This is a genomic window from Streptomyces sp. NPDC040405, from assembly GCF_055595765.1.
The window spans coordinates 1-22070 of record NZ_JBVIVI010000008.1 but is presented as its reverse complement, the minus strand read 5'-3'; the positions used below and the strand labels follow the sequence as shown (position 1 = coordinate 22070).

Annotated in this window: 14 protein-coding genes and 1 pseudogene; 4 read left to right on the top strand and 11 right to left on the bottom strand. The window is 71.6% G+C overall.

What is annotated here, in order from left to right:
* Positions 1 to 164: 164 nt before the first annotated feature.
* From ACZ59A_RS29380 to ACZ59A_RS29370, 3 genes and pseudogenes are all read left to right on the top strand, one after another.
* The gene (locus tag ACZ59A_RS29380) at positions 165 to 575 is read left to right on the top strand and encodes a DUF4395 domain-containing protein (RefSeq protein WP_470964527.1); all 411 of its coding nucleotides are present in this window, start codon (positions 165 to 167) and stop codon (positions 573 to 575) included.
* Positions 576 to 678: 103 nt separating this feature from the next.
* Positions 679 to 939 (top strand): annotated as a pseudogene (locus ACZ59A_RS29375) (cupin domain-containing protein); the annotation flags it as partial.
* Positions 940 to 1119: 180 nt separating this feature from the next.
* Complete coding sequence (locus tag ACZ59A_RS29370; RefSeq protein WP_470964524.1) at positions 1120 to 2025, top strand: hypothetical protein; 906 nt, start codon at positions 1120 to 1122, stop codon at positions 2023 to 2025.
* Here the strand turns inward: ACZ59A_RS29370 and ACZ59A_RS29365 are convergent.
* Both ACZ59A_RS29365 and ACZ59A_RS29360 read right to left on the bottom strand, forming a co-directional pair.
* Positions 2019 to 5150, bottom strand: a complete 3132-nt coding sequence (locus ACZ59A_RS29365) for a DEAD/DEAH box helicase (protein WP_470964521.1) — start codon at positions 5148 to 5150, stop codon at positions 2019 to 2021. The genes ACZ59A_RS29370 and ACZ59A_RS29365 overlap by 7 nt on opposite strands.
* 102 nt (positions 5151 to 5252) lie before the next feature.
* Positions 5253 to 5420 carry a hypothetical protein gene (locus ACZ59A_RS29360; RefSeq protein WP_470964518.1) on the bottom strand — a complete coding sequence of 56 codons (168 nt, stop codon included), beginning with the start codon at positions 5418 to 5420 and terminating at the stop codon, positions 5253 to 5255.
* A gap of 54 nt (positions 5421 to 5474) precedes the next feature.
* On the opposite strand from ACZ59A_RS29360, the gene ACZ59A_RS29355 reads away from it, so the two are divergent.
* Positions 5475 to 6317 carry a tetratricopeptide repeat protein gene (locus ACZ59A_RS29355; protein ID WP_470964515.1) on the top strand — a complete coding sequence of 281 codons (843 nt, stop codon included), beginning with the start codon at positions 5475 to 5477 and terminating at the stop codon, positions 6315 to 6317.
* 68 nt (positions 6318 to 6385) lie between these two features.
* On the opposite strand, the gene ACZ59A_RS29350 is transcribed toward ACZ59A_RS29355, so the two are convergent.
* The 9 genes from ACZ59A_RS29350 to ACZ59A_RS29310 all read right to left on the bottom strand — a co-directional run.
* Complete coding sequence (locus ACZ59A_RS29350; protein ID WP_470964511.1) at positions 6386 to 7099, bottom strand: ribonuclease H family protein; 714 nt, start codon at positions 7097 to 7099, stop codon at positions 6386 to 6388.
* An 80-nt stretch (positions 7100 to 7179) separates the two neighbouring features.
* A complete protein-coding gene (gene uriT, locus ACZ59A_RS29345) occupies positions 7180 to 8646 on the bottom strand; it encodes a uridine transporter UriT (protein ID WP_470964508.1) in 1467 nt (488 codons plus the stop codon).
* A complete protein-coding gene (gene uriH, locus ACZ59A_RS29340) occupies positions 8643 to 9587 on the bottom strand; it encodes a uridine-preferring nucleoside hydrolase UriH (RefSeq protein ID WP_470964505.1) in 945 nt (314 codons plus the stop codon). Before uriH ends, uriT begins: the two co-directional genes overlap by 4 nt.
* 176 nt (positions 9588 to 9763) lie before the next feature.
* Entirely contained in the window at positions 9764 to 10555 is a 792-nt protein-coding gene (locus ACZ59A_RS29335) for a thioesterase II family protein (RefSeq protein WP_470964502.1), read from the bottom strand.
* The gene (locus ACZ59A_RS29330) at positions 10552 to 17910 is read right to left on the bottom strand and encodes an SDR family NAD(P)-dependent oxidoreductase (RefSeq protein ID WP_470964499.1); all 7359 of its coding nucleotides are present in this window, start codon (positions 17908 to 17910) and stop codon (positions 10552 to 10554) included. Before ACZ59A_RS29330 ends, ACZ59A_RS29335 begins: the two co-directional genes overlap by 4 nt.
* A 51-nt stretch (positions 17911 to 17961) precedes the next feature.
* Positions 17962 to 18849, bottom strand: a complete 888-nt coding sequence (locus ACZ59A_RS29325; protein WP_470964496.1) for a hypothetical protein — start codon at positions 18847 to 18849, stop codon at positions 17962 to 17964.
* Positions 18842 to 20200, bottom strand: a complete 1359-nt coding sequence (locus tag ACZ59A_RS29320) for a radical SAM protein (protein ID WP_470964493.1) — start codon at positions 20198 to 20200, stop codon at positions 18842 to 18844. The genes ACZ59A_RS29325 and ACZ59A_RS29320 overlap by 8 nt, the downstream gene beginning before the upstream one ends.
* A gap of 205 nt (positions 20201 to 20405) precedes the next feature.
* A complete protein-coding gene (locus tag ACZ59A_RS29315; protein WP_470964490.1) occupies positions 20406 to 21776 on the bottom strand; it encodes a dicarboxylate/amino acid:cation symporter in 1371 nt (456 codons plus the stop codon).
* A gap of 30 nt (positions 21777 to 21806) precedes the next feature.
* The coding region (locus ACZ59A_RS29310; RefSeq protein WP_470964487.1) for a malic enzyme-like NAD(P)-binding protein at positions 21807 to 22070 on the bottom strand (264 nt) is incomplete at its 5' end.

Genomic DNA, 22070 nt, shown 5'->3' with positions numbered 1-22070 from the left:
TCCGCGCCACCCCGGCCGCTACCATGACGGCCATGGACTCCCCTCGCCTGCTGTGGCTGACCACCCGCCGTGTGGTCGACCTCTGCCGGGTCACGACCAGCGGCTGTCGCTGACACCCGCACCGGTCCCACCACAGCTCTCGCCCCTCCCGGAGTCTCCTCCCCATGCAGATCGACCCGCGCGGCCCGCGGTTCGCCGCCGCGCTCACCACCCTCGTCCTGTGCGCCGTACTCATCAGTGGCAGCGGTGCCCTGCTCGCCGCGCAAACCGCGGTCTTCGCGCTCGGCGCGTTCGGGGGCTTGTCGTACTCCCCGTACGGCTGGCTGTACCGAGTCGCCCTCCGGCCCAGGCTCTCCGCGCCGAGTGAGCTGGAGGACGCCCGGCCACCCCGCTTCGCCCAGGGAGTCGGCCTCGGCTTCGGCCTCGTCGGCACCGTCGGCTACCTCGTCGGCCTCGACTGGCTGGGCATGGCCGCGACCGCGCTCGCCCTGGCCGCGGCCTTCCTCAACGCGGCCTTCGGCTACTGCCTCGGTTGCGAGATGTACGTGCTCATCCGCCGCGTCCGAAGCGTCTGAGGGGTGCGGACGATGGTGGCGGCGGTGCTGCCGGTGGGTGGCGTCGTGCACGCCGTCGTGCAGCACGCCGAGAGTCGCCTGGCGGGCAGCTGAGCTTCTCGCGGTGCGTCGGTGGTGGCGGCCGCCGCCGGGGGCCAACCGGGGAAACGCCAGCTCGGCGGCACAGGACGGCTTCCACCCCGACCTCCCCGACCACGACAGTGGTGGCACCTCACTGCCCCTGCGTGCGCGACTGCACCACATCCGCGCCGGTGACCTCGACGGCGACACCGCCCAGACCGGCGGGATGCGGCGGTTCGCGGCGATCAGCGGGGGCAGCGTCGGCTCGGAACGCATCTGGATGGGCCAGACCCACGTCGCCCCCCGACACCGCGTCCGAATGGACACCACGCGGCCGGACACCGCGACCGACGGCGGCTGATCGCGCGGGCCGCAACCGCGATGTGCGGCCCGGCCAATGGAACGTACTGATTGATTCGGTCCCGCACAGTGGCCATACTCCGGCGGTGTCGGCGTCCGCGCCGTGGACAGAGAGGCGGGTCGCATGCACGGACGACAGCTGGCCCCCGGCCAGACCACTCGGGTGATGATCGGATCGACAACCGGCGAAGCACCCGTCGAAGTCTTCCGAACCGAGCAAATGATCTTCGAGGCGCCGAACTGGACCCTCGACGGACAGTGGTTGATCCTCAACGGGGCCGGTAAGCTCTGGCGGCTCGCGCCCGACGGCCGCTCCGAGCCGCAGCTGATTCGCCTTGACGGTGTTCCCGCCCTGAACAATGATCACGTGCTCGCGCCCGACGGCCGCCATGTGTTCGTATCGGCCAACGACTGGCACATCTACGAGGCCGACCTGCGCGGAGGCCCGGTGCGGCGCATCACCAATGACCGTGGCCCCGAGCCGTTCATGCACTTCCTGCACGGAGTCAGCCCCGACGGGACGTCCCTGGCCTACATCGGGCTGGAGCCCAGGGACGACGATGTGCGCACACGCGCCAACGTCTTCACCGTGCCGACCGCCGGTGGCCCCGACCGCCGCCTGACCGACTCGTCCAAGCCGTTCGACGGCAGCGAGTACGCGCCGGACGGCGAATGGATCTACTGCAACACCGAGTTGTTCTCCGACGACGCGGGCCATGCGCAGATCGCCCGGCTCCGGCCGGACGGAACCGGCCTGCGGCAGTTGACGTTCGACGAACGGGTCAACTGGTTCCCCCATGTCTCGCCGGACGGACGTCACATCCTGTACGTCAGCTTCCCTCCCGGAACACTCGGTCATCCGGCCGACCTGCCCATCGAGTTGAGGCTCGTCCGGGACCACGACTGGTCCAGCCCCACGACCTTGGTCGAAACCCTCGGCGGCCAGGGCACCTGCAATGTGAACAGCTGGGCCCCCGACAGCAGGCGGTTCGCGTACGTCGCCTACCCGACCGCCGACGCGCGTTACTGACGGAGGCCGATGGCGTTGTAGGCGGACAGCCAGCCGATGCCGAGGTGGTCGCCACGCGTGAACACCGCTCCCCCATGGTGGTGTCCGGAAGTGGCCGAACCCGAGCGGGCAAGGGGGTACGGAAGGTCGGTGGTGGTGCCGTCGCTGGTGTACCGGGCGACCGTGGCGTCGGTCCATAGGTCGACCTGGATGCCGCGTGGTGCGCGGACGCGGATGCCGTCGGGGCGGTGGTCGAGCTCGATTCCGGTGGTGCGGGTGGCGAGCAGCGCGCGGTAGTCGTCGGGGTGGAGGCGGCAGGTGTCGGGTGGTGTGGTCCCCGGCCAGTCGGGGGCGTCTATGCCACGCTGCCGGGCGGCGCGCCACATGGTGGGGACGAGGCGGTGGGTGTGGGCGGGGGTGGCCATGCGTTCACACATCCACAGCAGGCGGCCGGAGCCGCGGCGGGGGCCGAGGGTGCGCCAGCGGATGCGCTGGGCGAGGTCGGCCGCGACGACGGCTGCCCAGGGGTGGAGGGTGCCGAGGTGGCCCTGGGCGGCGAGCCAGGCGAGGTAGCGGCGGGCTTCGTCGAGGATCTGGGCCATGGAGTCGACGGGGATGCCCAGGATGTAGCTGCTGCGGGTGCGGAAGGCTTTGGGGCTGTTGGCCACCAGGAGCATGACGGCGCGGGCGAGGTCACCGGCGGCGGGTTTGTCCTCCTCCTCGTCTTCCTCCGGGGTATGCGAGGTGTCGGGTGCTTCGGTGTGTCCGCCTGTGCGCAGGACCCGGTAGAGGGCGGCCTTGGCGCGTTCGGTGAAGGGCGCCTGTTCGAGAACGGGCAGACGGGTGCTGAGCAGGGTGATGAGGGTGTTCTCGGCGTCGTCGGGGTTGTCCGGGACCGGGAGGAGTCGCAGGGCCTCGGTGAGGGTGGTGGCGACGTCGGCTTCGACCATGAAACGGCTGGTGAGCTTGCCGGTCTCGGTGATGGTCAGCCGATCGTTGCCGCCGGGGTCGGGGGCGCGGTGGAGGTAGTCGGCGTCGTGGAGGAAGTCGAGGGCGTCGTGGAGCGGGTCGAGGTGGTGGTGTCCCTGGTGGTGGGCGAAGGTCTTGGTCCACCACGTCTCGGCCTGGTCCAGGTCGCTCAGCCGTCCCTGGACGGCCTCGGCCAGGACATGGTCGGGCAAGTGGTCGCGGATACGTGAGGTGACGGTGTATCCGGCGGCGAGGCGGGCCTGCCATTCGGCCCGTTGCGCGGGACCGGTGAGCAGGTAGGCCCAGCCCTCGCGTTCGCCTGCTCCGACGCGTCCGGCCCGGCCGAACATCTGCTGGACCATGGAGACTTCGATGCGGTCCATGCCGACCTGGGTGTCGCGGACGATGACGGCCCGGGCGGGGAGGTTGACGCCTGCGGCCACGGTGGAGGTGGCCACCAGGACGTCGGCCCGGTGGGTGCGGAACGCCTGCTCCGCCTCGCGCTTGTAGGGCCAGTCGCGGTAGTGGAGCCGTACGCCCGCGCGGGTGCACAGGCGCTCGACGAGTTCGCTGTCGTCGGCGTCGGCCCCCTTGGTCGGCACGCCGCGGTCGGCGGCGAGGGCGAGGGCGGTGGCGCGCACACCGCGTTTGCTGCCGCAGAAGACCAGAACACTGCCGTCGGTCTCGGTGAACCCGCGCGCGAGACGCACGGCCTGCGCGGTGCGGACCTGGGCGCGGGTGTTCCATTCCGGGTCGTCGGCCGCGTCGGGCAGTACGGGTAGCTGCCAGGTCAGGCGGGTGGGCCGCCAGGGCGAGCGGATGAGCCGGGCGCCGAGCCAGTCGGCGACCTGCTCGGCGTTGGCGACCGTGGCGGACAGGCCGACGATCCGGACCTGGGTGCTGTCTTCCCTGACCCGGGCCAGGAGTGCTTCGAGGACGGGGCCGCGGGTGGGGTCGCCCAGCAGGTGGATCTCGTCGACGATCAGGCAGCCCACCTCGGCCAGCGCGGCCCGCAGCGAGCCGGTGCGGCTGATCGCCTCGAACTTCTCGGTGGTCGCCACCCACAGGTCCGCGGTACGGATGAGTTCGGTATCGACGGCGTATTCGCCGGTGAGGCGCACGACGTCGCGGCCGGCGCGGCGCCAGGTCTCCAGATCCCGGTCGAGTTCGTCGGTCAGGGAGCGCTGCGGCACCAGCCAGGCGGCTTTGCGGCCGCGGGCGTGGGTCTTCAGCGCCGCGACCATGCCGATGGCGGTCTTGCCCGCGCCGGTCGGCGCGACGATGACCGTGTGCCGACCGCCCTCCAGGATGGCGGGGACGGCGCCGGCCTGGACGGGGTTGAAGGTGGGGTGAGGCAGCAGCGGCTGCCAGTCGGCGGGGACCAGATCGGTGACGGGCACGTACGCTGCCGCCTCGTCCGAAGGCAGGTCGGCCAGGGCGTCCCACTGCGCGGCGAAGGCATCCCGGGCGGCGTACGCGGCCGGGCCTGCCGCCGGTGTGCCCACGGTGAGGGGGTGGCTGATGAGATCGGTGGGATTGCCCAGGTCGCCGACCGTGCTGATCCGCTCGGCCTCCGCCCAGTGCTCGACGCGGCGGACCTGGCCGCCGTGGCCGGTGAGGAAGGTGCGCAGCGCGTCGAAGTCCGGTCCCGCGGGGATGATGACGCGGATGTCCTCGGCCGCGGCCAGGGCCTGTTCGGATGGCCGCCACGCGGGGTCGGTCACCTTGCACCACAGCAGGGCACGCTTCTCGGTCTCCGCGGGGCGGGGAAGATCCGAGGGCCAGGCGGAGGCCGGTGACGTCGGTGGTGGTGTCGTCGCCGGTGTGGTTCGTTGCGCGGGTGCCTTCGGAGCGGGCGCGGCGGAACGGGCCGCGGGGAGGGCCATCAGCTTGTCGTAGGTTTTTACGCCCAGGTCGGCGAGCGTGTACGCACGCGGGCAGGCCGGACAGACCACTGCCACGTAGCGGTACTGGCGCCCGGCCGACTCGTACGGGCGGCGCAGCGAATGCAGTGGCGCCGCGCAATCGGGGCACGGGCGGGGAACCTGTTCCTGGTAGGACCATCCCGGCTCGCGGAAACGGGCCAGCAGGTCCTTCTCCTCGAGGACGGTCCCCCAGCGTTCCCGGACGAGCTCGCCGACCGTGACCTGGATCGTCTGTTCCTTGGACTCCCACACGACCCCAACCCTGCCAGCTCACCTCACTGACATTCCATCAGCGGCGGAGAAGAAGTCCCGGAGGCGGCCCCCGGACGTCCGCGACCGGTGGGCGAACGGAGTTCACCAGGTGAGCAGTCCCCGCATCACGGGCACGGGCAGCGCCGGGTTGGCGGCCGCGTGCTCGCCCAGTTCCTCGGCGCCGAGAAGGGCGAGCAGCCGCCCGCCCGGGAGTCGGGGATGCCGGGCAGCTCCGGCGGCGGCTCGGGATGGTTGTGGGCGCGCTGGCACGCGGCGCCACGCCATCGCACAATGCGAGCAGTCGGGCGGATGCGAGGCGTGGACATGAGTTGGACAAGGTGGATCGCGATAGGGCTGGGCGTCATCGCCGACAGCCGCGAGGTCGGCAGGCTCCTGAAACAGCACCCGGACCAGGTGAACACCGGCCGGGACTGGCTGCTGCGTGAGGAGGAGAGGGACGACGACACGCGCGACCTCCGGTTCACGGCCCTGTGGCAGAGGCGGACCTGGAGTGCGGCCGACGCCGTGGAATCGTACGAGCGACTCGTCGCGGTGCGGGCGCGGGCGTGGGGCGCGGACCATCCTCTCGTCCTGGACACCCGGCTCGGGCTGGCCAGCGTGCGGGCGGAGGCCGGCGATGTGGCCGGGGCCACGGCAACGTACGAGCACCTGCTGACCGACACGGTGCGCGTGCTCGGCGAGGACCACCCCCGGATCCCGTGGATCCGGCGCAACCTGGCCCATTGGCGGCGGAAGAAGGACTGGGTGCCGCCGCCGCTGCCGAGGATGGACGAGGTGGAGGGGCCGGTCCGGGAGGAGGCGCTGCGCAAGGAGCCGAACCACACCGCTGCCCTCCGGAACCTGGCCCAGGTGCGGTGGCGTTCAGGGGACGACGTCGGTGCCGTGGAGGCGTACGAGCAGGTGCTGACGGAGCGCGTACGGGCGTGGGGCACCGACCATGACGTCGCGCTGGTCACCCGGCTCACCCTGGCCGACATGCGGGCGGAGGCCGGTGACGTGGCCGGGGCCACGGAAGCCTACGAGCGCCTGCTGGCCGACACGGCGCGCCTGCGCGGCGAAGACCACCGCGGCACCCGGTGGATCCGGCACAGGCTGGCCCAGTGGCGGGGAGAGACGGGAGAGACAGCGCGGCACCGGTACCGCTGACATCGGGGAGCCGGACCGACCCCGGCGGGCCGGGGCTCGGGTCCTACGGTGCCGCCTGTCCCCGTGTCCTAGTCAGCCGTCTTGGCCTGGGTCGCGCAGGCGGGGTGGCCCCAGCCGTCGGGGTTCTTCGCGATGAGCTCGCCCTTGGGGTACGGCTGGCCGCAGCGGCACCGGCCGGGGAATTTCGCCTTGATCGAACCACTGCTCGAGCGGGCGGTCTTCGCTCGCTTCTTGGCAGTCGCCTGCGAATTCGACGGGCCGCTGCGACCGGCTGAGCGGGGAGCCTTCTGGGGCTCGGGCGGCGGCAGGGCGGAGCCGAGCGAGGTTCCTGCGGCCTGCTGTGTGCGGGCCGTGTGGCTGGCGGCCTGGTCCGCGGCCGCGTTGAACGGGTCGCCGTCGACCTGATGTGCGGGTACGTAGACGAAGTCGACCGAGCGGCCGGTCAGCAGTTCGTCGATGCGCACCACGAGGTCCCGGTTGGCCACCGGTGACCCGGAGGCGGTCTTCCACCCCTTCCTCCGCCACCCCGACAGCCATGTGGTGACCGCCTTCATCGCGTACTGGGAGTCCATCCGTACCTGCAGCGGCACAGCCGGGTCGGTGGCCTCCAGCAGCTTTTGCAGCGCGGTCAGTTCGGCCACGTTGTTCGTGGCGGCGCCCAGGGGCCCGGCTTCCCAGCGCTCCACCTCACTGCCGGAACCGGCGATGACCCATGCCCAGGCCGCGGGCCCGGGATTGCCTTTGGACGCGCCGTCACACGCGGCGATGATCTGCTCAGCCATGCCCCGATACTGCCATCGCTCGCCGTGTGCCCGCTCCACCACCGGCCGCTGTCACTGTGAGACACCCGACAGCGGCAGGGTCACGGCGTCGCTTCCGCCGCCACCGGCTTGGGGATGAGGAAGGACGTCACGAAGGCGGCGGCGATGAGCGCGGCTCCCGTGATGATGCCCGCGCCGTATCCGGTGGTGGACGTGCTGTCCGCGGGCTCGGCGGCCGTCTGCGCCGCGTAGACGAGGGCGAAGCTGAGTCCCGCGCCGAGATTGAAGGCGCCCGCGTTCAGGCCCGGCAGGAAGCCGGGGTTCTCCTTCGGGGACAGGACGATGCCGAGACCGTTCAGCACGATGTTGCCCACGCCCGCGTAGGTGATCCCGATGAGGATCGACGCCACCAGGAGCAGCGGGCGGGAGTCGGCCCGCAGGGTGAGGAGCATCAGGGCGAGGGTGGCGGCCGAGCCCATGAGGCCAAGGCGCAGGATGCGGCCGTAGCCGCGGGTGGCGGCGAGACGTCCGGCGAGGGGGCCCGTCGCCAGGCCCGCGAGCGCGTACGGGATCAGGGTCCACCAGGCGGACTGTTCGGCGGTCATGCCGAAACCCGCCTGTGCGTCCTGGGCAAAGGCGGGGAGCAGACCGTTCATGACGGCGAACACGCCCGTCATGGTGAGCACGGTGGTCAGCAGCAGTGCCCAGGTGGAGCGCTGCCTGAGGTGGTGGGTGGCGACCAGGGGGTGGCTGCCGCGGTCCTCGGTGCGCCAGAACAGGGCGAAGGCGATGGCGGTGACGACGAACAGGGCGGCGACGAGCGGCCAGTTGGCGTCGGCGAGTTTCCCGGCCTCGTTCAGGGCGATCAGGGCCGCTCCGACCGAGACGACGAGGAGCGCGACTCCGGGCCAGTCCATGCGGCTCCGAGCGTCGTCCGTGGCCTTGGTGGCGACCGACTCGGGGGTGAGGGTGGCGACCAGGAGGGTGGCGAGTGCGGCGACGGCGGCCATGGCCCAGAAGATGGACTGGAAGCCGTGGTGGTCGGCGAGGTATCCGCCCGCGAGGGAGTCGACGCCCGCGATGCCGCCGTTGACGGCGGTGATGACGCCGAGGAGGGTGCCGTACTTCTTCGGTTCGTGGACCTCGTTGCGCAGCATGATCAGGCAAAGCGGCACGGTGGGTCCGGATACGCCCTGGATGACGCGGCCCGCGAAGAGCATGGGGACGCTCTGGGCGAGTGCGGCCAGCACGCAGCCGACGGCCATGAGGGCCATCATTCCGGCCAGGACGCGGCGTCGGCCGATGAGGTCGCCCAGGCGGGGCAGGAAGAGCGAGAAGAGGGCCGCCGAGGTGAAGAACGCGGTCTGGGTCAGGCCGACTTCGGCCGAGGTCGCCCCGAGCGAGTCCTCGATGCTCTTCAGAGCGGGGCTGAGCATGCTCGCGTTGAGCTGAAAGGCGAAGCAGGCCGTCAGGAGCGCGGTGACCAGGACCCAGATCCGGACGGGGCCGTTGCCGCCCGGTGCGGCGGCCCGGGCGGCACGGGCCGGTTCGGTGGAAGAGGGGCTCATGCGCGTACGTCACCGATCCGTTCGAGGGCGTCCACGATCAGGTCCCAGAAGCGCTGGTGGTCGAGGGTGACCGCGATCTGGGTGCGGCAGTCGTCGGGGGCGGGTGCGCGGAGGTCGGTGACGGTCATGCCGAGGGTGAGGGTGCCGGTGAGTTCGACGTCCACCGGGGCCTTGCGCACGGTCATGACGGCGGGATCGATGACGTACGCGACGGCGCACGGGTCGTGCACCGGGGGGTGTGCGAAGCCCTGCTCCTTGAGGTACATGGCGCCGAAGAAGTCGAGGAGTTCGTTGACGAAGACGGCGGGCGCGGTGCCGACCTGGGCGATGCGGTCGATGACCGCCGGAGTGGCGAGGGCCTGGTGGGTCAGGTCGAGGCCGACCATGGTGACCGGCCAGCCCTCGTTGAAGACGATGTGGGCGGCCTCGGGGTCGATCTTGATGTTGAACTCGGCGACGGGGCTCCAGTTGCCCGTGTGGTAGCCGCCGCCCATCAGGACGACCTCGCGCACGCGTTGGGCGATGCGGGGTTCTTTGCGTACCGCGAGGGCGATGTTGGTCAGGCCCGCGGTGGGCACGATGGTGATCTCACCGGGCTCGTGGGCCATCACGGTGTCGATGATGAGGTCGACGGCGTGGCGCGAGTCCAGGGGCAGGACGGGCTCGGGCATCGCGGGGCCGTCGATGCCGCTCTCGCCGTGGATGTCGGCGGCTGTTTCGACGGTGCGCACCAGGGGGCGGGGGCAGCCTGCGGCGAAGGGCACGCCGGTGATGTCCGCGATGCGGGCGACCGAGAGGGCGTTGCGTGTGACCTTCTCCAAGGTCTGGTTGCCGACGACGGTGGTGACGGCGACCAGTTCGACGTCGGGGTTGCCATGCGCGAGGAGCATGGCGATCGCGTCGTCGTGCCCGGGATCGCAGTCGAGGATGATCTTTCTCATCGGTTCTCTCTGAAATGGTGCGGAACGTCGAGGAGGCCCTCAACCGTGGCTGTCGGTTCCACACCGTAACGCGAGTGCGGACGCGGCCGGGAACCCGCTCTCGCGGCCTTGTCCGCCGCCTTCGCGGGCATCGTCGCCACCGCGCCCGGTGCATCGGCCTCGCGATGCCGCGGGGGCTACGTGTCGCGCGCCGGAAGACGGTACGCGGCCAGCAGATCGTCCGTGAGCCGGCCGGCCACCTCGGCCCATTGGGTGCGCAGATAGTGGTGGCCGCCGGGAAAGCGGTGGATCCGGGCGTCGGTCGTCGTGACTGCGCTCCACTCGTGCAGTGTCCCGGGGTCGACCATCGGGTCGTCCAGTCCGCCGAAGACGCTCAGCCGCGCGCGCAGCGGCGGCCATGGCTGCCGCGTGTGTTGCAGCAGCGCCACCGCGTCCGCGAGGAACGGGGTGTAGACGGTCCGGGTGAGCGTTTCCTCGGTCGGCTGCTCCCAGCCCATGATCTCGGTGATGACGGCGATCCCGGCGCCGAGGTTGCGCGCGATGTGGGCGTCGAGACCGTCGCGGTCGGGTGGCGGAACGGCGGACAGGGCGAGCAGGTTCGGCTCGGTGCGCGACACCGACCGGAGCCGGTGGGTGGCCTCGAAGGCGAGCAGCGCTCCGAAGCTGTGGCCGAAGACGGCGTAGAAGCCATCGGCGGGTGGCCGGTGGCGCAGGTCCGTGGCGATCGCTTCGGCGATGCCCGTGGCGGCCCAGCCGATGTCGGTGATCGACGGTTCCGTTGAGCGGGTACCGCGGCCCGGCAGGTCGACGGCCACCAGGTCGAACAGTTCGGAGAACGCGGCGACCCAGGGCAGGAAGAACTCCGACCCGGTGCCCGACGGCGGCACGCAGTAGAGCCGGATCCGCGCGGTCTGCCGGTCGGTGAGCCGGTTGAGCTCCGGGGCGGGGAACGGCGGGTGCTGGTTCACGCGCCCCGCCTGACCCGGCCGAGGAGGCGCGGGGCGAGCTGCCGGACACCGGCCGCGGTGGCCAGTTCCATCGTCGGGACGACGCAGTCCAGCCTGCGCTGCAGTACGGAGCTCAGCTCGGCCGCCATCAGCGACTCCAGGCCGAGCTGGTCGAGCCGGGTGTCGGGGTCGATCCGCTCCGGGGTGGTCTGCAGCACGGTGGCCAGCGCCGAGACCAGTACCTCGGTGACGATGGCCAGCGCCTCCTGCTCGTCCGCCGAGCGCACCAGCCGCGGTACGTTCCGGTCGGTGTCGTGGGGGTCGGCGTCGGGCGGGGGAAGCACTTCGGTGAAGCGTGGTGCGGCGACGGCGGGGAGGAGCTTCGCGGTCTGTGCCCAGTCCGTGTTCCCCACCATGACGACGTCCGCGTCGGGATCGGTGATCAGCTCACCGAGGGCCCGGGTGGCGGTCGTGGAGTCGAGTTCGCCGAACCCGGCCTGCCGCATGGTGTCGACCATGTCGGCCCGGTCGGCGTAGCCGGTGTCGGAGATGGCGCACCACTGCACGGCCAGTCCGGGCAGTCCCGCGGCCCGGCGCTGCCGGACGATGGCCTCGCCCGCCAGGTTGCCCGCGGCGTAGGTGCTCTGCCGGAGGTTGCCCGCGAGGGCGGAGATGGAGCTGTAGAAGACGAAGAAGTCCAGTGGCCGGTCACGGGTGAGCCGGTCCAGGTGTGCCGTCCCGTCGAGTTTCGGGCTCACCACGGCGCGGGTCCGCTCGTCGCCCAGCTCCACCGCGGTGGCGTCGTCGAGGACGTCGTCGAGCACCATGGCGGCGTTGATGACACCGCGCAGCGGATGGCCGGTGGCGTCGATCGCGGCCACCAGTTCCCGGGTGGCCTCGGGGTCGGTGATGTCGGTGGCGTAGGCGGTCGCCCGCGCGCCCTCCTCGGCGATGCGGGCGAGCACCGCACCGGCCTCCGGGTGGGCGGCCCCACTGCGGGAGGCCAGCGCCAGGTGGCGCGCCCCGCAGCGGGCCAGCCACAGGGCGGTGGCCGCGCCGAACCCGCCGAGCCCTCCGGTGACGAGGTAGGTCGCCTCCGGGTCCAGGGCCATGGGAGGCCGGGAGACGCGTACGGGGACCGGTTCCGCGGGGTCGAGCGTGATGACGATCTTGCCGATGTGCCGGGAGTCCCGCAGCAGCGCCATGGCGTCGGCGATCTGGTCCGCCGGGTAGGTGAGATGCGGCAGTGGCCGGTACACCCCGGATGCGACGTGCTCGGTCAGTTCCTCGATCATCTGCCCGGCCACCGGGCTGTCGCCCTGGAGCAGACTGGTGAGGTCGACCCCGAAGAAGGAGAGGTCGCGGGAGAACGGCCGCAGGGCGAGCGAGTTGTCGGCGAGGATGTCGCGCTTGCCGAGCTCCACGAACCGGCCGTGCGGGCGCAGCAGTTCCATGCCACGGCCCAGCGCCTCCCCCGCCACCGAGTTGAGCACCACGTCCACCCCGCGGCCCTCGGTGATGTCGAGGACCTCATCGGCGAAGCCGAGGCTCCGGGAGTCCCGTACGTGTGCGTACCCGAGCAGGCGCAGCAGCTGGCGTTTGGCGGGGGTGCCCGCGGTGGCGATGACGGTCGCCCCGACGTGTTCGGCGTAGCGCAGCGCGGCCAGTCCCACTCCGCCCGCGGCTCCGTGCACGAGGATGGTTTCCCCCCGGCGGAGCCGGGCCAGGTAGTCGAGGCCGTAGTGGACGGTGGCGAAGACCGTCGGGATGGTGGCCGCCTCGGTGAACGGCATGTCCTCGGGGATGGGGATGGTGACCCGGGCCGGGCAGCGCACATGCGAGGCGAGGCTTCCGGACTGGGCGGCCATCACCCGGTCGCCCACGGCCCGGCCGGTCACACCTGCGCCGACGCGGGTCACCACTCCGGCGCATTCGAGGCCCAGCCGCGGGGTACCGGTCTCCGGTGTCTCGGCCATGGGCGGCACCAGTCCCCGGGACACCATGATGTCGGCGTAGTTGAGTGCCGCCGCCCGCACCTCGATGACCACTTCTCCGGGTCCGGGTTCGGGCGGGGCCACCGCCGTCCAGGCCGGTCCGTCGTCCGCCACGGCCAGGGCGAAGGGGCGGACGGTGCGAGTGGCGGAGTGGCGCCGGGTGATCCGGGGTACGAAGCGCCCGCCTTCGGTGAGCACGGCCTCGTCCTCGTCGGTCCCCGCGAGGAGTTCCGCGCAGACGTCCGCCGCGGTCGCGCCGGGGGCCACCGCGATCCTACGAACCCTCAGCAGAGGGTTCTCGCTGGTCAGGGTGCGCGCCTGGGCCCAGGCGGCGGCCGGGGCGGGGCGTTCGGGAACGGCGGTGTGCCCGCCGGTGGTCAGCACCCAGGCGTGCACCTCACGGCTCTCGGGCAGTGCCTGGCAGGCGGTGACCATCGCCCTGAGGACTGCCGCCTGCCGGACGACCAGGCCGACGGGGTCATCCGTGTTCGCGGCGGCCTCGTCGTTCTGGGCGGCCTCGTCGTTCTGGGTGGCATCATCGTTCTGGGTGGCATCGTCACCGAGCATGACCAGGATCCCGGTGCTCTCCTCGGTGCCGTTCAGCGCGGCGCCCCATCGCGCGGGGTCGGCGCAGGCGTCGATGTGGCTCACGGAGCGGTCCGGGCCGCGCAGCCGCGCCACCACGGATGCGGCCAGGTCGTCGAGGCCGTCCGTCGCCACCAGGAAGTGGCCGGGCGCGGTGGCCGCGGGCTCCGGCGCGGGCTGTTCACGCATCCCCCGGTCGGCGAGGAGGACCGAGCAGATGGGCTCGTCGCCGAGCTGGGCCACGTCGGTGAACCCGGCGGAGCGCAGCACGCCGGGCCACTGCTCGCGGGCCAGCAGCGTGTCCTGGCGCAGCTCGGTGTCGGTGAAGCCGGTCGCCGAGGCGAGCAGCCCGTAGCAGGGGGCGAAGAGGTCGTTGTCGTGGAACTCCGCGGCGAGCAGCTTGCCACCGCTGTCGAGGAGTTCGGTGAGGTGGCCGAGGGCCCGGCGGACATCGGTGGTGGCGTGCAGGACGTTGGCGGCGATCACCAGGTCGAAGGAGGCGGCCGCGAAACCCTGTTCTGCGGGGTCCCGGTCCAGATCCAGCGTCCGGTAGTCGAGGAACCGATGGTCGGCGAACCGGTGGCGGGCGCGGGGGAAGAACGCGCTGGAGATGTCCGTATAGGCGTAGGTGGTGCGGTCGGCGGGCAGCCGGGGCAGCAGCCAGGCGGTGGTGGATCCGGTCCCGGCGCCGACTTCCAGGATCCGCAGCGGCCGGTCCGCGGGCCAGGCGTCGACCAGCCCGGTGAGCAGTTCCCGGGCGATCCGGTTCAGGTACTGGTGCACCACGGAGGTCGTGTAGTGCAGCTCGGCGAGGCGCTCGGTGTCCGAGAAGAGCAAGCGCACCGGATCGACGTCTCCGGTGAGCACCCCGGCCAGTTGCGGGCCGCACCGCGCGTACAGGAGCAGCTCCGGTGCCATGGCGGGGAAGTCGCGCAGCAGATCGGCGAGGAGGCGGTCCGGTTCCGGGGTCCGGTCGAGCACACCTTCCCGTTCGGTGAGCGCCTCCAGGTTCTCGTACAGCTCGCGGTTGGCCGGTCGCGCGCCCGTTTCCTCCAGTTCGGCGAGCGCGGCCGTCACGAAGTGGCCGGTGAGGTGTTTGACCCGGCGTACGAAGGCGGGGCCGTCGTGGCTCCGGACATCCGCGGTCAGCGCCGCCACTTCGGTGGCGCGTGCGGCGGCGAGCGCGGTGGCCGTCGGCAGCCCGGCCGGGCCGGTGGCGCCGGGCAGCGGCGCGGCCCGGAGCGTGGTGACGATCTGGTCGACGCCGCTCGCCGCTCCCTTGTTCCGGCGTACGCGGACTCCGCGCAGCTCCATGGCGACGGTGCCGTCCGGGTCGGCGACGGTGATGTCCACCACCGCCTCGCGCAGCGACAGGGTGCGCGCCCGGATGAGTGCCACGCCCCGGTCGGCGGGGGTCCGCCAGAACCGGACCCGCTCCAGTGTGGCGGGCAGGAACTGGTGGACCTGCCCGTTCTCGGTGCGGGGAAGCAGCGCCGCGATGGATTGCAGCGTGGCGTCGATCAGGGCCGGGTGGGCGTGGAACCCCTGCGCCCCGGAGGGGTTGGCGTAGTCGGCGAGCACCGTGTCACGGGCCACGGCGAGCCGCTGGACACCGCGGAACGCCTCCCCGTACGCCAGCTCGACCTGCCGCATCCGTGCGTAGTGCCGTTCGCCGGAGATCTCGGTCGGGGCTGCCATGCGGATGGCCGCCACGTCCAGCGGCGCCGGCGGCTCGCCGTGCAGTCGGCGGACCCGCCCCTGCGCATGGTCCTGCCAGTCCTCGTCGCCGCGGCGGGAGGCCACCCGGAGCACCTCACCGGCAAGACGGGTCTGCACGGTGACTTCCATGTCCGGGTCGTCCCAGGGCAGTACCAGCGCCTTGCCGATGTCCAGTCCGGTGACCTCCACGGCGCCCTCGTGGCTCGTGTGGGCGGCCGCGAGCGCCATCTCCAGATACGCGGCGCCCGGCATCACGACCGCTCCGCTGACCCGGTGGTCGCCGATCCAGCCGTGCCGCGAGGGCTCGACCGGTGTCTGCCAGGTGGGTTCCACGGCCGGCAGCCGGTCGCCGAGCAGTTGGTGGCCCGAATCCTCTCCACTTCCCGATCCCGCCGACCACCAGTCCGGGGCGCCGTTGACGTGGTGCTCGCGCTGCCATGGGTAGGCGGGCAGCGGCACCACCCGGCCGCGTACGGGGAAGCAGGTGTCCCAGTCGACGTCGGCCCCGGCGGCGAGCACGGTCGCGCAGGTGGTCCGCACCGCGGCGGCGTCGGCCGCCTCGCGGGCCAGCGTGCCGACCGTGGTCACCGGCCGGTCCGCGGTGGCGCACTGCCTGCGCAGATAGCCCAGCAGCACCGGATGGGGGCCGATCTCCACGATCGTGCCGCAGCCGTGCTCGTCCACCAGCCCGGCGACGGCGGGCCCGAACAGCACCGGCTCCCGGACGTTGCGCCACCAGTATCCGGCGCCCAGCTCGGTGCCCGGCAGTGTCCCGCCCGTGACGGTGGAGACGAACGCCGCGGTGCCGGTACGTGGCGCGAGCCCGGCCAGCGACGTGTGCAGTCGGTCCCGGATCGGCTCCATCGACCGGCTGTGGAAGGCGTGGTCCAGATCCAGCTCCCGGAAGAACACGCCGCGGCGGAGCAACTCGTCACCGAGCGCGGACAGTTCCCCGGCGGGCCCGGAGAGGGTCACGTCGGTGGGGCTGTTCACTCCGGCCAGCTCCACGCCCCGGCCGGTGATCAGCGCGCTGGCCTCGTCGGCGGGGAGACCCACCGCCGCCATCCGCCCGCCACCGGCCGTGTCCGCTTGCGCGAGACCGCGTTCGGCGATGACCCGGCAGGCCGCCGCCAGGTCCAGCGCCCCGCAGGCGTGCGCCGCGGCCACTTCGCCCACCGAATGTCCCGCCACCGCGGCGGGCCGGATGCCGCGCTCCCGCAGCAGTGCGGTCAACCCGATCTGCACCGCGAACAGCAGCGGCTGGGCGATCTCGGTCCGGTACAGCTCCGGCTGCGCGGACCTCAGCTCCGCCAGCACCGACCAGCCCAGGCGCCCGGCCAATTCGGCGTCCACCTCGGCGACGGCGTCGCGGAACACCGGTTCGGCATCCAGCAGTTCCGCGCCCATGCCCGCCCACTGGGCACCGTTGCCGGAGTACACGAACGCCACCGGCCCCGGGCTCGCGCCCGCCGCCGCTCCCCCGCTCACGGGGGTGCCCTCGACGATCGTCTCCAGCAGTGCGGCGGCCTGTTCGGCGCTGTCCGCCACGACGGCGGCCCGTTCGCGGTGGTGTCCGCGCCGGAGGCAGCTGGTGAAGGCGATGTCGTAGAACGTGTCGGTGGTGTCCCGGAGCAGGGTGGCGGTGCGGGTGACGGCCTCGGTGAGCGCCTCCTTGGTGGCCGCCGAGACCAGCACCGGCAGGGACCGCGCCTCCGGCGGCGGGGTGGCGGACGGCAGGGGTGGCGGGCCGAGGACGGCGTGGGCGTTGGCCCCGCCGAAACCGAACGAGTTGATCGCCAGCGCCCCGGGAGCCAGCGACCGTGGCGCGGTCACCGGCTCCAGGCCCAGCGCGGAGAAGTCGATGGCCGGATTGAGCGGTTCGGCGTGCAGCGACTCCGGAATCACACCGTGGCGCAGCATCAGCACGCACTTGAGCAGACCGGCCATGCCCGCCCCGGACTCCAGATGACCGAGGTTCGACTTCACCGAGCCGATGGGCAGCGGAGTGCGGCGGCCCGCGCCGAGCGCATGGCCCAGCGCCCGGCACTCGATCGGGTCGCCCGCCTGCGTACCGGTGCCGTGGGCCTCCGCGTAGGACACGTCCTCGGGGCGCACCCCGGCGCGGCGGTGCACGTGGCGCATCAGGTGCTCCTGAGCCTCCGCGCTAGGCAGGGAGAGCCCGGGCGTACGCCCGTCCGCGCCCACTCCGGTGCCGAGGACCACGGCGTGCACGGTGTCCCCGTCCGCCTTGGCGTCGGCGAGGCGCTTGAGCACCACGACCGCGCCGCCCTCTGCTCGGACGTATCCGTCGGCGTCCGCGGAGAAGGTGCGGCAGCGGCCGCTCCGGGAGAGCATGGACGCCTTGGAGAACCCGATGAAGTCCCCCGGGCTCAGCAGCAGATTGATCCCGCAGGCGAGCGCGACACGGCCGTCCTCGGTGTCGTCATCGGCATCGTCGGCACGTAGTTGGGCGCAGGCCTGGTGCAGGGCGACCAGGGACGAGGAACAGGCGGTGTCCACCGCCATGGACGGTCCCCGCAGGTCGAACAGGTGCGAAATCCGGTTGGCGGTGTTGCACAGCGCCGCCCCCGCCATCGTGTACGCCGTGATCGCCTCCGGGCGGGCGTACTGGAGTTGGCCGTAGTTGGCATTGCTCACGCCCACATGGACCCCTGAGCCGGACCCCGCGAGCGTCCCCGGGTCGATACCCGCGTCGTCGAGGGCTTCCCTGGCCATCTCCAGCAGCAGCCGCTGCTGCGGATCCATCCGGCTCGCCTCGCGGGGCGACAGCCCGAAGAACGCGGCGTCGAATCCGGTGATGTCCTCAAGGAATCCACCCGCGGCCGAGTACGCCTTGCCGGGCCGTCGTGGATCGGGGTCCACGAACCGGCGCGAGTCGAACCGGTCCGCCGGTATCTCACCGACCAGATCGCGCCCATCGGCGAGCGCGGTCCACAGCCCTTCGGGGGCCGTGATGCCACCCGGCAATCGGCAGCTGAGCCCGACGATGGCGATATCGCCGGGCTGCTCTTCGCGGGCGAACGGAGCGGGCAGGGTCGAGGTTTCCTTGTGCGCCATTGCCGCCGACCCTATCAACGACAACCCCTGGTAGATGAGTTGTGGCGGACGCTAACGGCTCCATGCGGGCGCGCGTTCGCGATGCAGGGCCCGGCCGACGGTCAGGGCCCGCGCAGCGCGGTCCGCCGTAGCCCCGCTCAGCCCCGTGCCCAGCCACAGCGCGCGCAGGGTGAGGACCTGCGCGGCCATCATGGCGATGACCGGATCGCCTGACGTGAGGTAGCGCGCGCAGCCCGGGTCGCCCAGATCGTCCCGCACCAGTCGGCGCCCGCCGCGTATCCGCTCCACGCACTCTTCGATGCGCGTGTTCAGCGGAGCGGCCGCCCCGTTCGCCGCCCACCGCAGGTACGGCAGCTCGCGCGGCCCCATCGCCAGCACCACGATCTCCGCCATCCGCCGGACCGCCGGATCGGGGTGCAGCAGCCGATGCGCCTGGCAGACCGGAATGCAGGTGCAGACCTTGTTGCAGGTGCAGATCGTGCCGCCGCCACCGCCATAGGTGGGGTCCGGCGCCTGGTACGTCGGTGGTTCGTACGTGGGCGGTTCGTAGGTGGGTGGTTCGTACGTCGTCGGCGGTTCGTACGTGGGGGTGGGCGGTTCGTACGTCGGCGTCGGGAGGTCGGGGGTCGGTGAACTCGACGAGGGACTGGAGGTGGTGGGAGACGGCGAGGACGGAGCCTCCGAGCCCCCGTCGTCGCAGCCGCCGAGCAGCAGGGCCGCCGCGACCGACGACGCGATCCCTGCCCCGAGAAGGCCACGCCGCCCCGATGTCGCCGACCACGGCGGTCCGGTGATGGGCAGGACCTCGACCGGCCCCGTGTCGTCCGAGCCGTCGACCCGCTGGATCTCATAACGCGGGGCGTCGCCCGGTGGCTGCTCGGACTGGTTTTCCTGCCCGGAGCGCCTCGGCCGCGGCCAGGGCAGCATGACGTCATTCATCGTGCGTGCCTCCGTGGACGCCGCAGGGCTCCCCGGCGTGGTCGTCGCGCCATATGAGGCCGCCCGACCCCGCGATCCGGGTGAGGAGCTGGTCCTTCACCAGTTCCCTGGTGATGTGGCAGCGCTGGGACCCGGTGAACTCGCCTCGGCCGTTCGTCGCCAGCGACTTGTGGTAGCAGTCGCCCGCGCAGTTCCACTTGGCGAAGCACCCGTCGCAGAACGAGCGGTGCTCGACGCCCAGACCGCGCAGCCGGTCGAGCCGCTCCATGTCGAAGGTGTAGCCGTCCGGCCCCGGCGAACCGTAGAAGAACACGTCGGCGAACTCGTTGTCCTCGGAGAACGCCTCGAAGCAGGCCGATACGTTTCCCGCGGGACTCAGGCAGAAGTTGTCCTGGGTGATCCCGCAGAAGTGGTTGGTCAGCGTGCCGACCCGGGCCGCGCTGTAGATCAGCTCATGCCCGAAGCGGGCGGCCCTGCCCTGCGCTTCGCGGTAGGCGGCGATGAACTCCTCGGTCTCCGCGTCCGGCTCCCCCGCGTGCCGTCCCAGCTGGTAGGCGGGTTCCACCTGCACACGCTTCGGTGCGAAGTTCGACAGCACGAACTCGATCGAGTCGGGCAGCAGCGGGATCTGCTCCGCGGTGACGGTCAGCCGCACCGCGTAGGGGTAGCCCGCGTCGGTGAAGCGCCGCATCGTGCGCATGACGCGAGCGCTCGACCCGGTGCCCCGCACGGTCGGCCGGTGCTTGTCGTGTGCCTCGGGCAGACCGTCGAAGGACAGGCTCATGCCGCCGTTGAGGTTGGCGATCATCCAGTCGATCTGGCGGTCGGTGAACACGCCGTTCCCCGCCGAGGCCGCGATGACCGGGAGGTCACCGGCCCGCTCACGGGCGTACGCCAGCGACTCGGTCATCAGACCCCAGTGAACGCTCGGCTCGCCGCCCCCGTGGTAGTGCACCCCGGCGAACGGCGCACCCGCGCGCCGGGCGTTGTCGATGACGAAGTCGATGCCGCGCCGGGCGACATCCATCGTCATATACGTGGCGGGATTGTCGCCCGCCGAGGCGTAGCAGTAGGTGCAGCGCAGATTGCACGCCGTCGTCAGGAAGAGCGTGACCTCGGTCGGCGCGGGGTCCCCTCGGCGGCGTGTGACCGGCGCCGGGCGTTCGCTCAGGAGCCCGGTCTCGCGGGCGAGCGCCACGACGTCCTGACCACCGTCGCCAGTGGTCAGGACGCCGGAGAGGGCCGCCGCCAATCCGCTCGTGGCGGCGAAGGCCACGCCGTGCAGGGGCGCGTACACCAGATGCGCCCCGTCTTCCAACGGGATCGCGAAGACATCCCTGGTTCTGTTCAACGATCGCTCCCAGCAACTCGCCTCGACTGCGCTACGGCCGCACGGGCAGCGTTGGGTTGTCGTACAGCGCACACCCGTTCGCCCCCGTGGCAGCACTCGCGTCCGACATCCTGCGCCCCATCCCCGGGACCGGTCCCGGGGATGGGGCGCAAGGTAGCTCGTTCGAGTGAATTGCTCTGGGTTCTCCCACCCAGGAGGTGATGCGCTACGAGCCCTTCGAGGCGCCCACTTCCGCCTTCGGGGCCGGTGCCGTGGGCTCGTCGTCGGTCGCGGTGGCCTCCGGCGTGTCCTGGCGGGTGTTCCTCTTGGCCTCGGAACGGTCCACGACGGCGGCGGCCAGCGCGTTGCCGACGACATTCACCGCGGTACGCGCCATGTCGACGATGAAGTCGACGCCGACCAGGAGCGCGACCCCCTCGGGCGGGATGCCCACCGACTTGCCCGCGGCGAGGAGTACCACGATGGAGGCCGAGGTGACGCCCGCCATCCCCTTGGACAGAACCACCAGGACACCGACCATGAGCAGCAGGGAGGGTATCGAGGTGTCCGCGCCGTAGGCGTGGGCGAGATACACCAGGGCGGTGGCCTGGTAGAGCACGGAGCCGTCGGAGTTGAAGGAGTAGCCGAGGGGGACGACGAACGAGGACGTCGAGCGGCTGACGCCGAAGGCTTCGAGCTTGCCCATCAGCGGTGCCAGCACCGCTTCGGAGCTGCGGGTGACGAAGGCGAGGCCGACGAGTCCGCCGATCTCCTTGAGCAGATCCACATACCGGATGCGGTAGATCAGCGCGATGACCGGGAAGACCACGCCGAGGACGATGGCCAGGCCCGCGTAGACCACGGCGATGAAGCCGACCAGGCTCTTGAGGTTGCCGAATCCGTAGTGCGCCACGTCGTAGCTGATGAAGCCGAGGACGCCCAGGGGGGCGAGGCGGATGACATAGCCGACGACCTTGAACATGGCCGACGACACGGACTCCAGAACCGAGGAGAAGGGTGCGGACTTCTCGCCGATCGCGGCCATCCCGACGCCGAGGAAGAGCGCGAAGACGATCGCGGCGAGCAGGTTGCCCTCGGTGAACGCGGCGAAGACGTTCTTCGGGATCGAGTGCAGGACCAGCTCGTGGAAGTCGACGCCCTTGTCCAGCGTTTCCAGACTCTTCGTGTCGCCCCCGGCGACCGGGGCGCCCTTGCCGATGCCGGTGACCTCGGCCAGCGTCACCGAGATCAGCAGGATCACGGTGGTGACGACCTCGAAGTAGAGGACCGCCTTACCGGCGACCCGGCCCACCTTCTTCACCGACTCCATACGGGCGATGCCCAGCACGATCAGCGGGAAGACCAGGGGCAGCACGACCATCTGCACCAGGTTCAGGAAGATGTCGCCGAGGAGCTTCAACTGCTCACCGACGGACGGCGCGAGACTTCCGATCAGCGCGCCGAGGCCGACGGCGAGCACCGACTGCACGCCGAGGGGCAACTTCCACCAGCGCTTCGTGCGCTTCGACGGATCCGCACCGGGGGAATCGGCCTCGGAGTGGTCGTTGGGGGGCGCCGCGCTGTGTCCTGTTTGCATGTGTGGAGCTCCAATGGGTTGGGCGGGAGTTCAGCCGAGGTCCGCCGCCTGGGCGGCGTCGCGGACGGCCTCGGCCACCGCGCCCGCGACCTTGTCGTTGAAGACGCTCGGAATGATGTAGTTCGGGTTGAGCGCGGCCTCGGTGACCACATCCGCCAGCGCGCTCGCGGCGGCAAGCATCATCGCGGTGTCGACGGTTCGGGACTGGGCGTCCAGGAGGCCACGGAAGACACCCGGGAAGACCAGTACGTTGTTGATCTGGTTCGGGAAGTCCGAGCGGCCGGTCGCCACCAC

What these genes read in the sequence shown, in the direction of transcription:
- ACZ59A_RS29380 (WP_470964527.1), top strand. Translation starts at nt 165, where the DNA reads ATGCAGATCGACCCGCGCGGCCCGCGGTTCGCCGCCGCGCTCACCACC.
- ACZ59A_RS29370 (WP_470964524.1), top strand. Translation starts at nt 1,120, where the DNA reads ATGCACGGACGACAGCTGGCCCCCGGCCAGACCACTCGGGTGATGATC.
- ACZ59A_RS29355 (WP_470964515.1), top strand. Translation starts at nt 5,475, where the DNA reads ATGAGTTGGACAAGGTGGATCGCGATAGGGCTGGGCGTCATCGCCGAC.
- ACZ59A_RS29350 (WP_470964511.1), bottom strand. Translation starts at nt 7,099, where the DNA reads ATGGCTGAGCAGATCATCGCCGCGTGTGACGGCGCGTCCAAAGGCAAT.
- uriT (WP_470964508.1), bottom strand. Translation starts at nt 8,646, where the DNA reads ATGAGCCCCTCTTCCACCGAACCGGCCCGTGCCGCCCGGGCCGCCGCA.
- uriH (WP_470964505.1), bottom strand. Translation starts at nt 9,587, where the DNA reads ATGAGAAAGATCATCCTCGACTGCGATCCCGGGCACGACGACGCGATC.
- ACZ59A_RS29330 (WP_470964499.1), bottom strand. Translation starts at nt 17,910, where the DNA reads ATGGCGCACAAGGAAACCTCGACCCTGCCCGCTCCGTTCGCCCGCGAA.
- ACZ59A_RS29325 (WP_470964496.1), bottom strand. Translation starts at nt 18,849, where the DNA reads ATGAATGACGTCATGCTGCCCTGGCCGCGGCCGAGGCGCTCCGGGCAG.
- ACZ59A_RS29315 (WP_470964490.1), bottom strand. Translation starts at nt 21,776, where the DNA reads ATGCAAACAGGACACAGCGCGGCGCCCCCCAACGACCACTCCGAGGCC.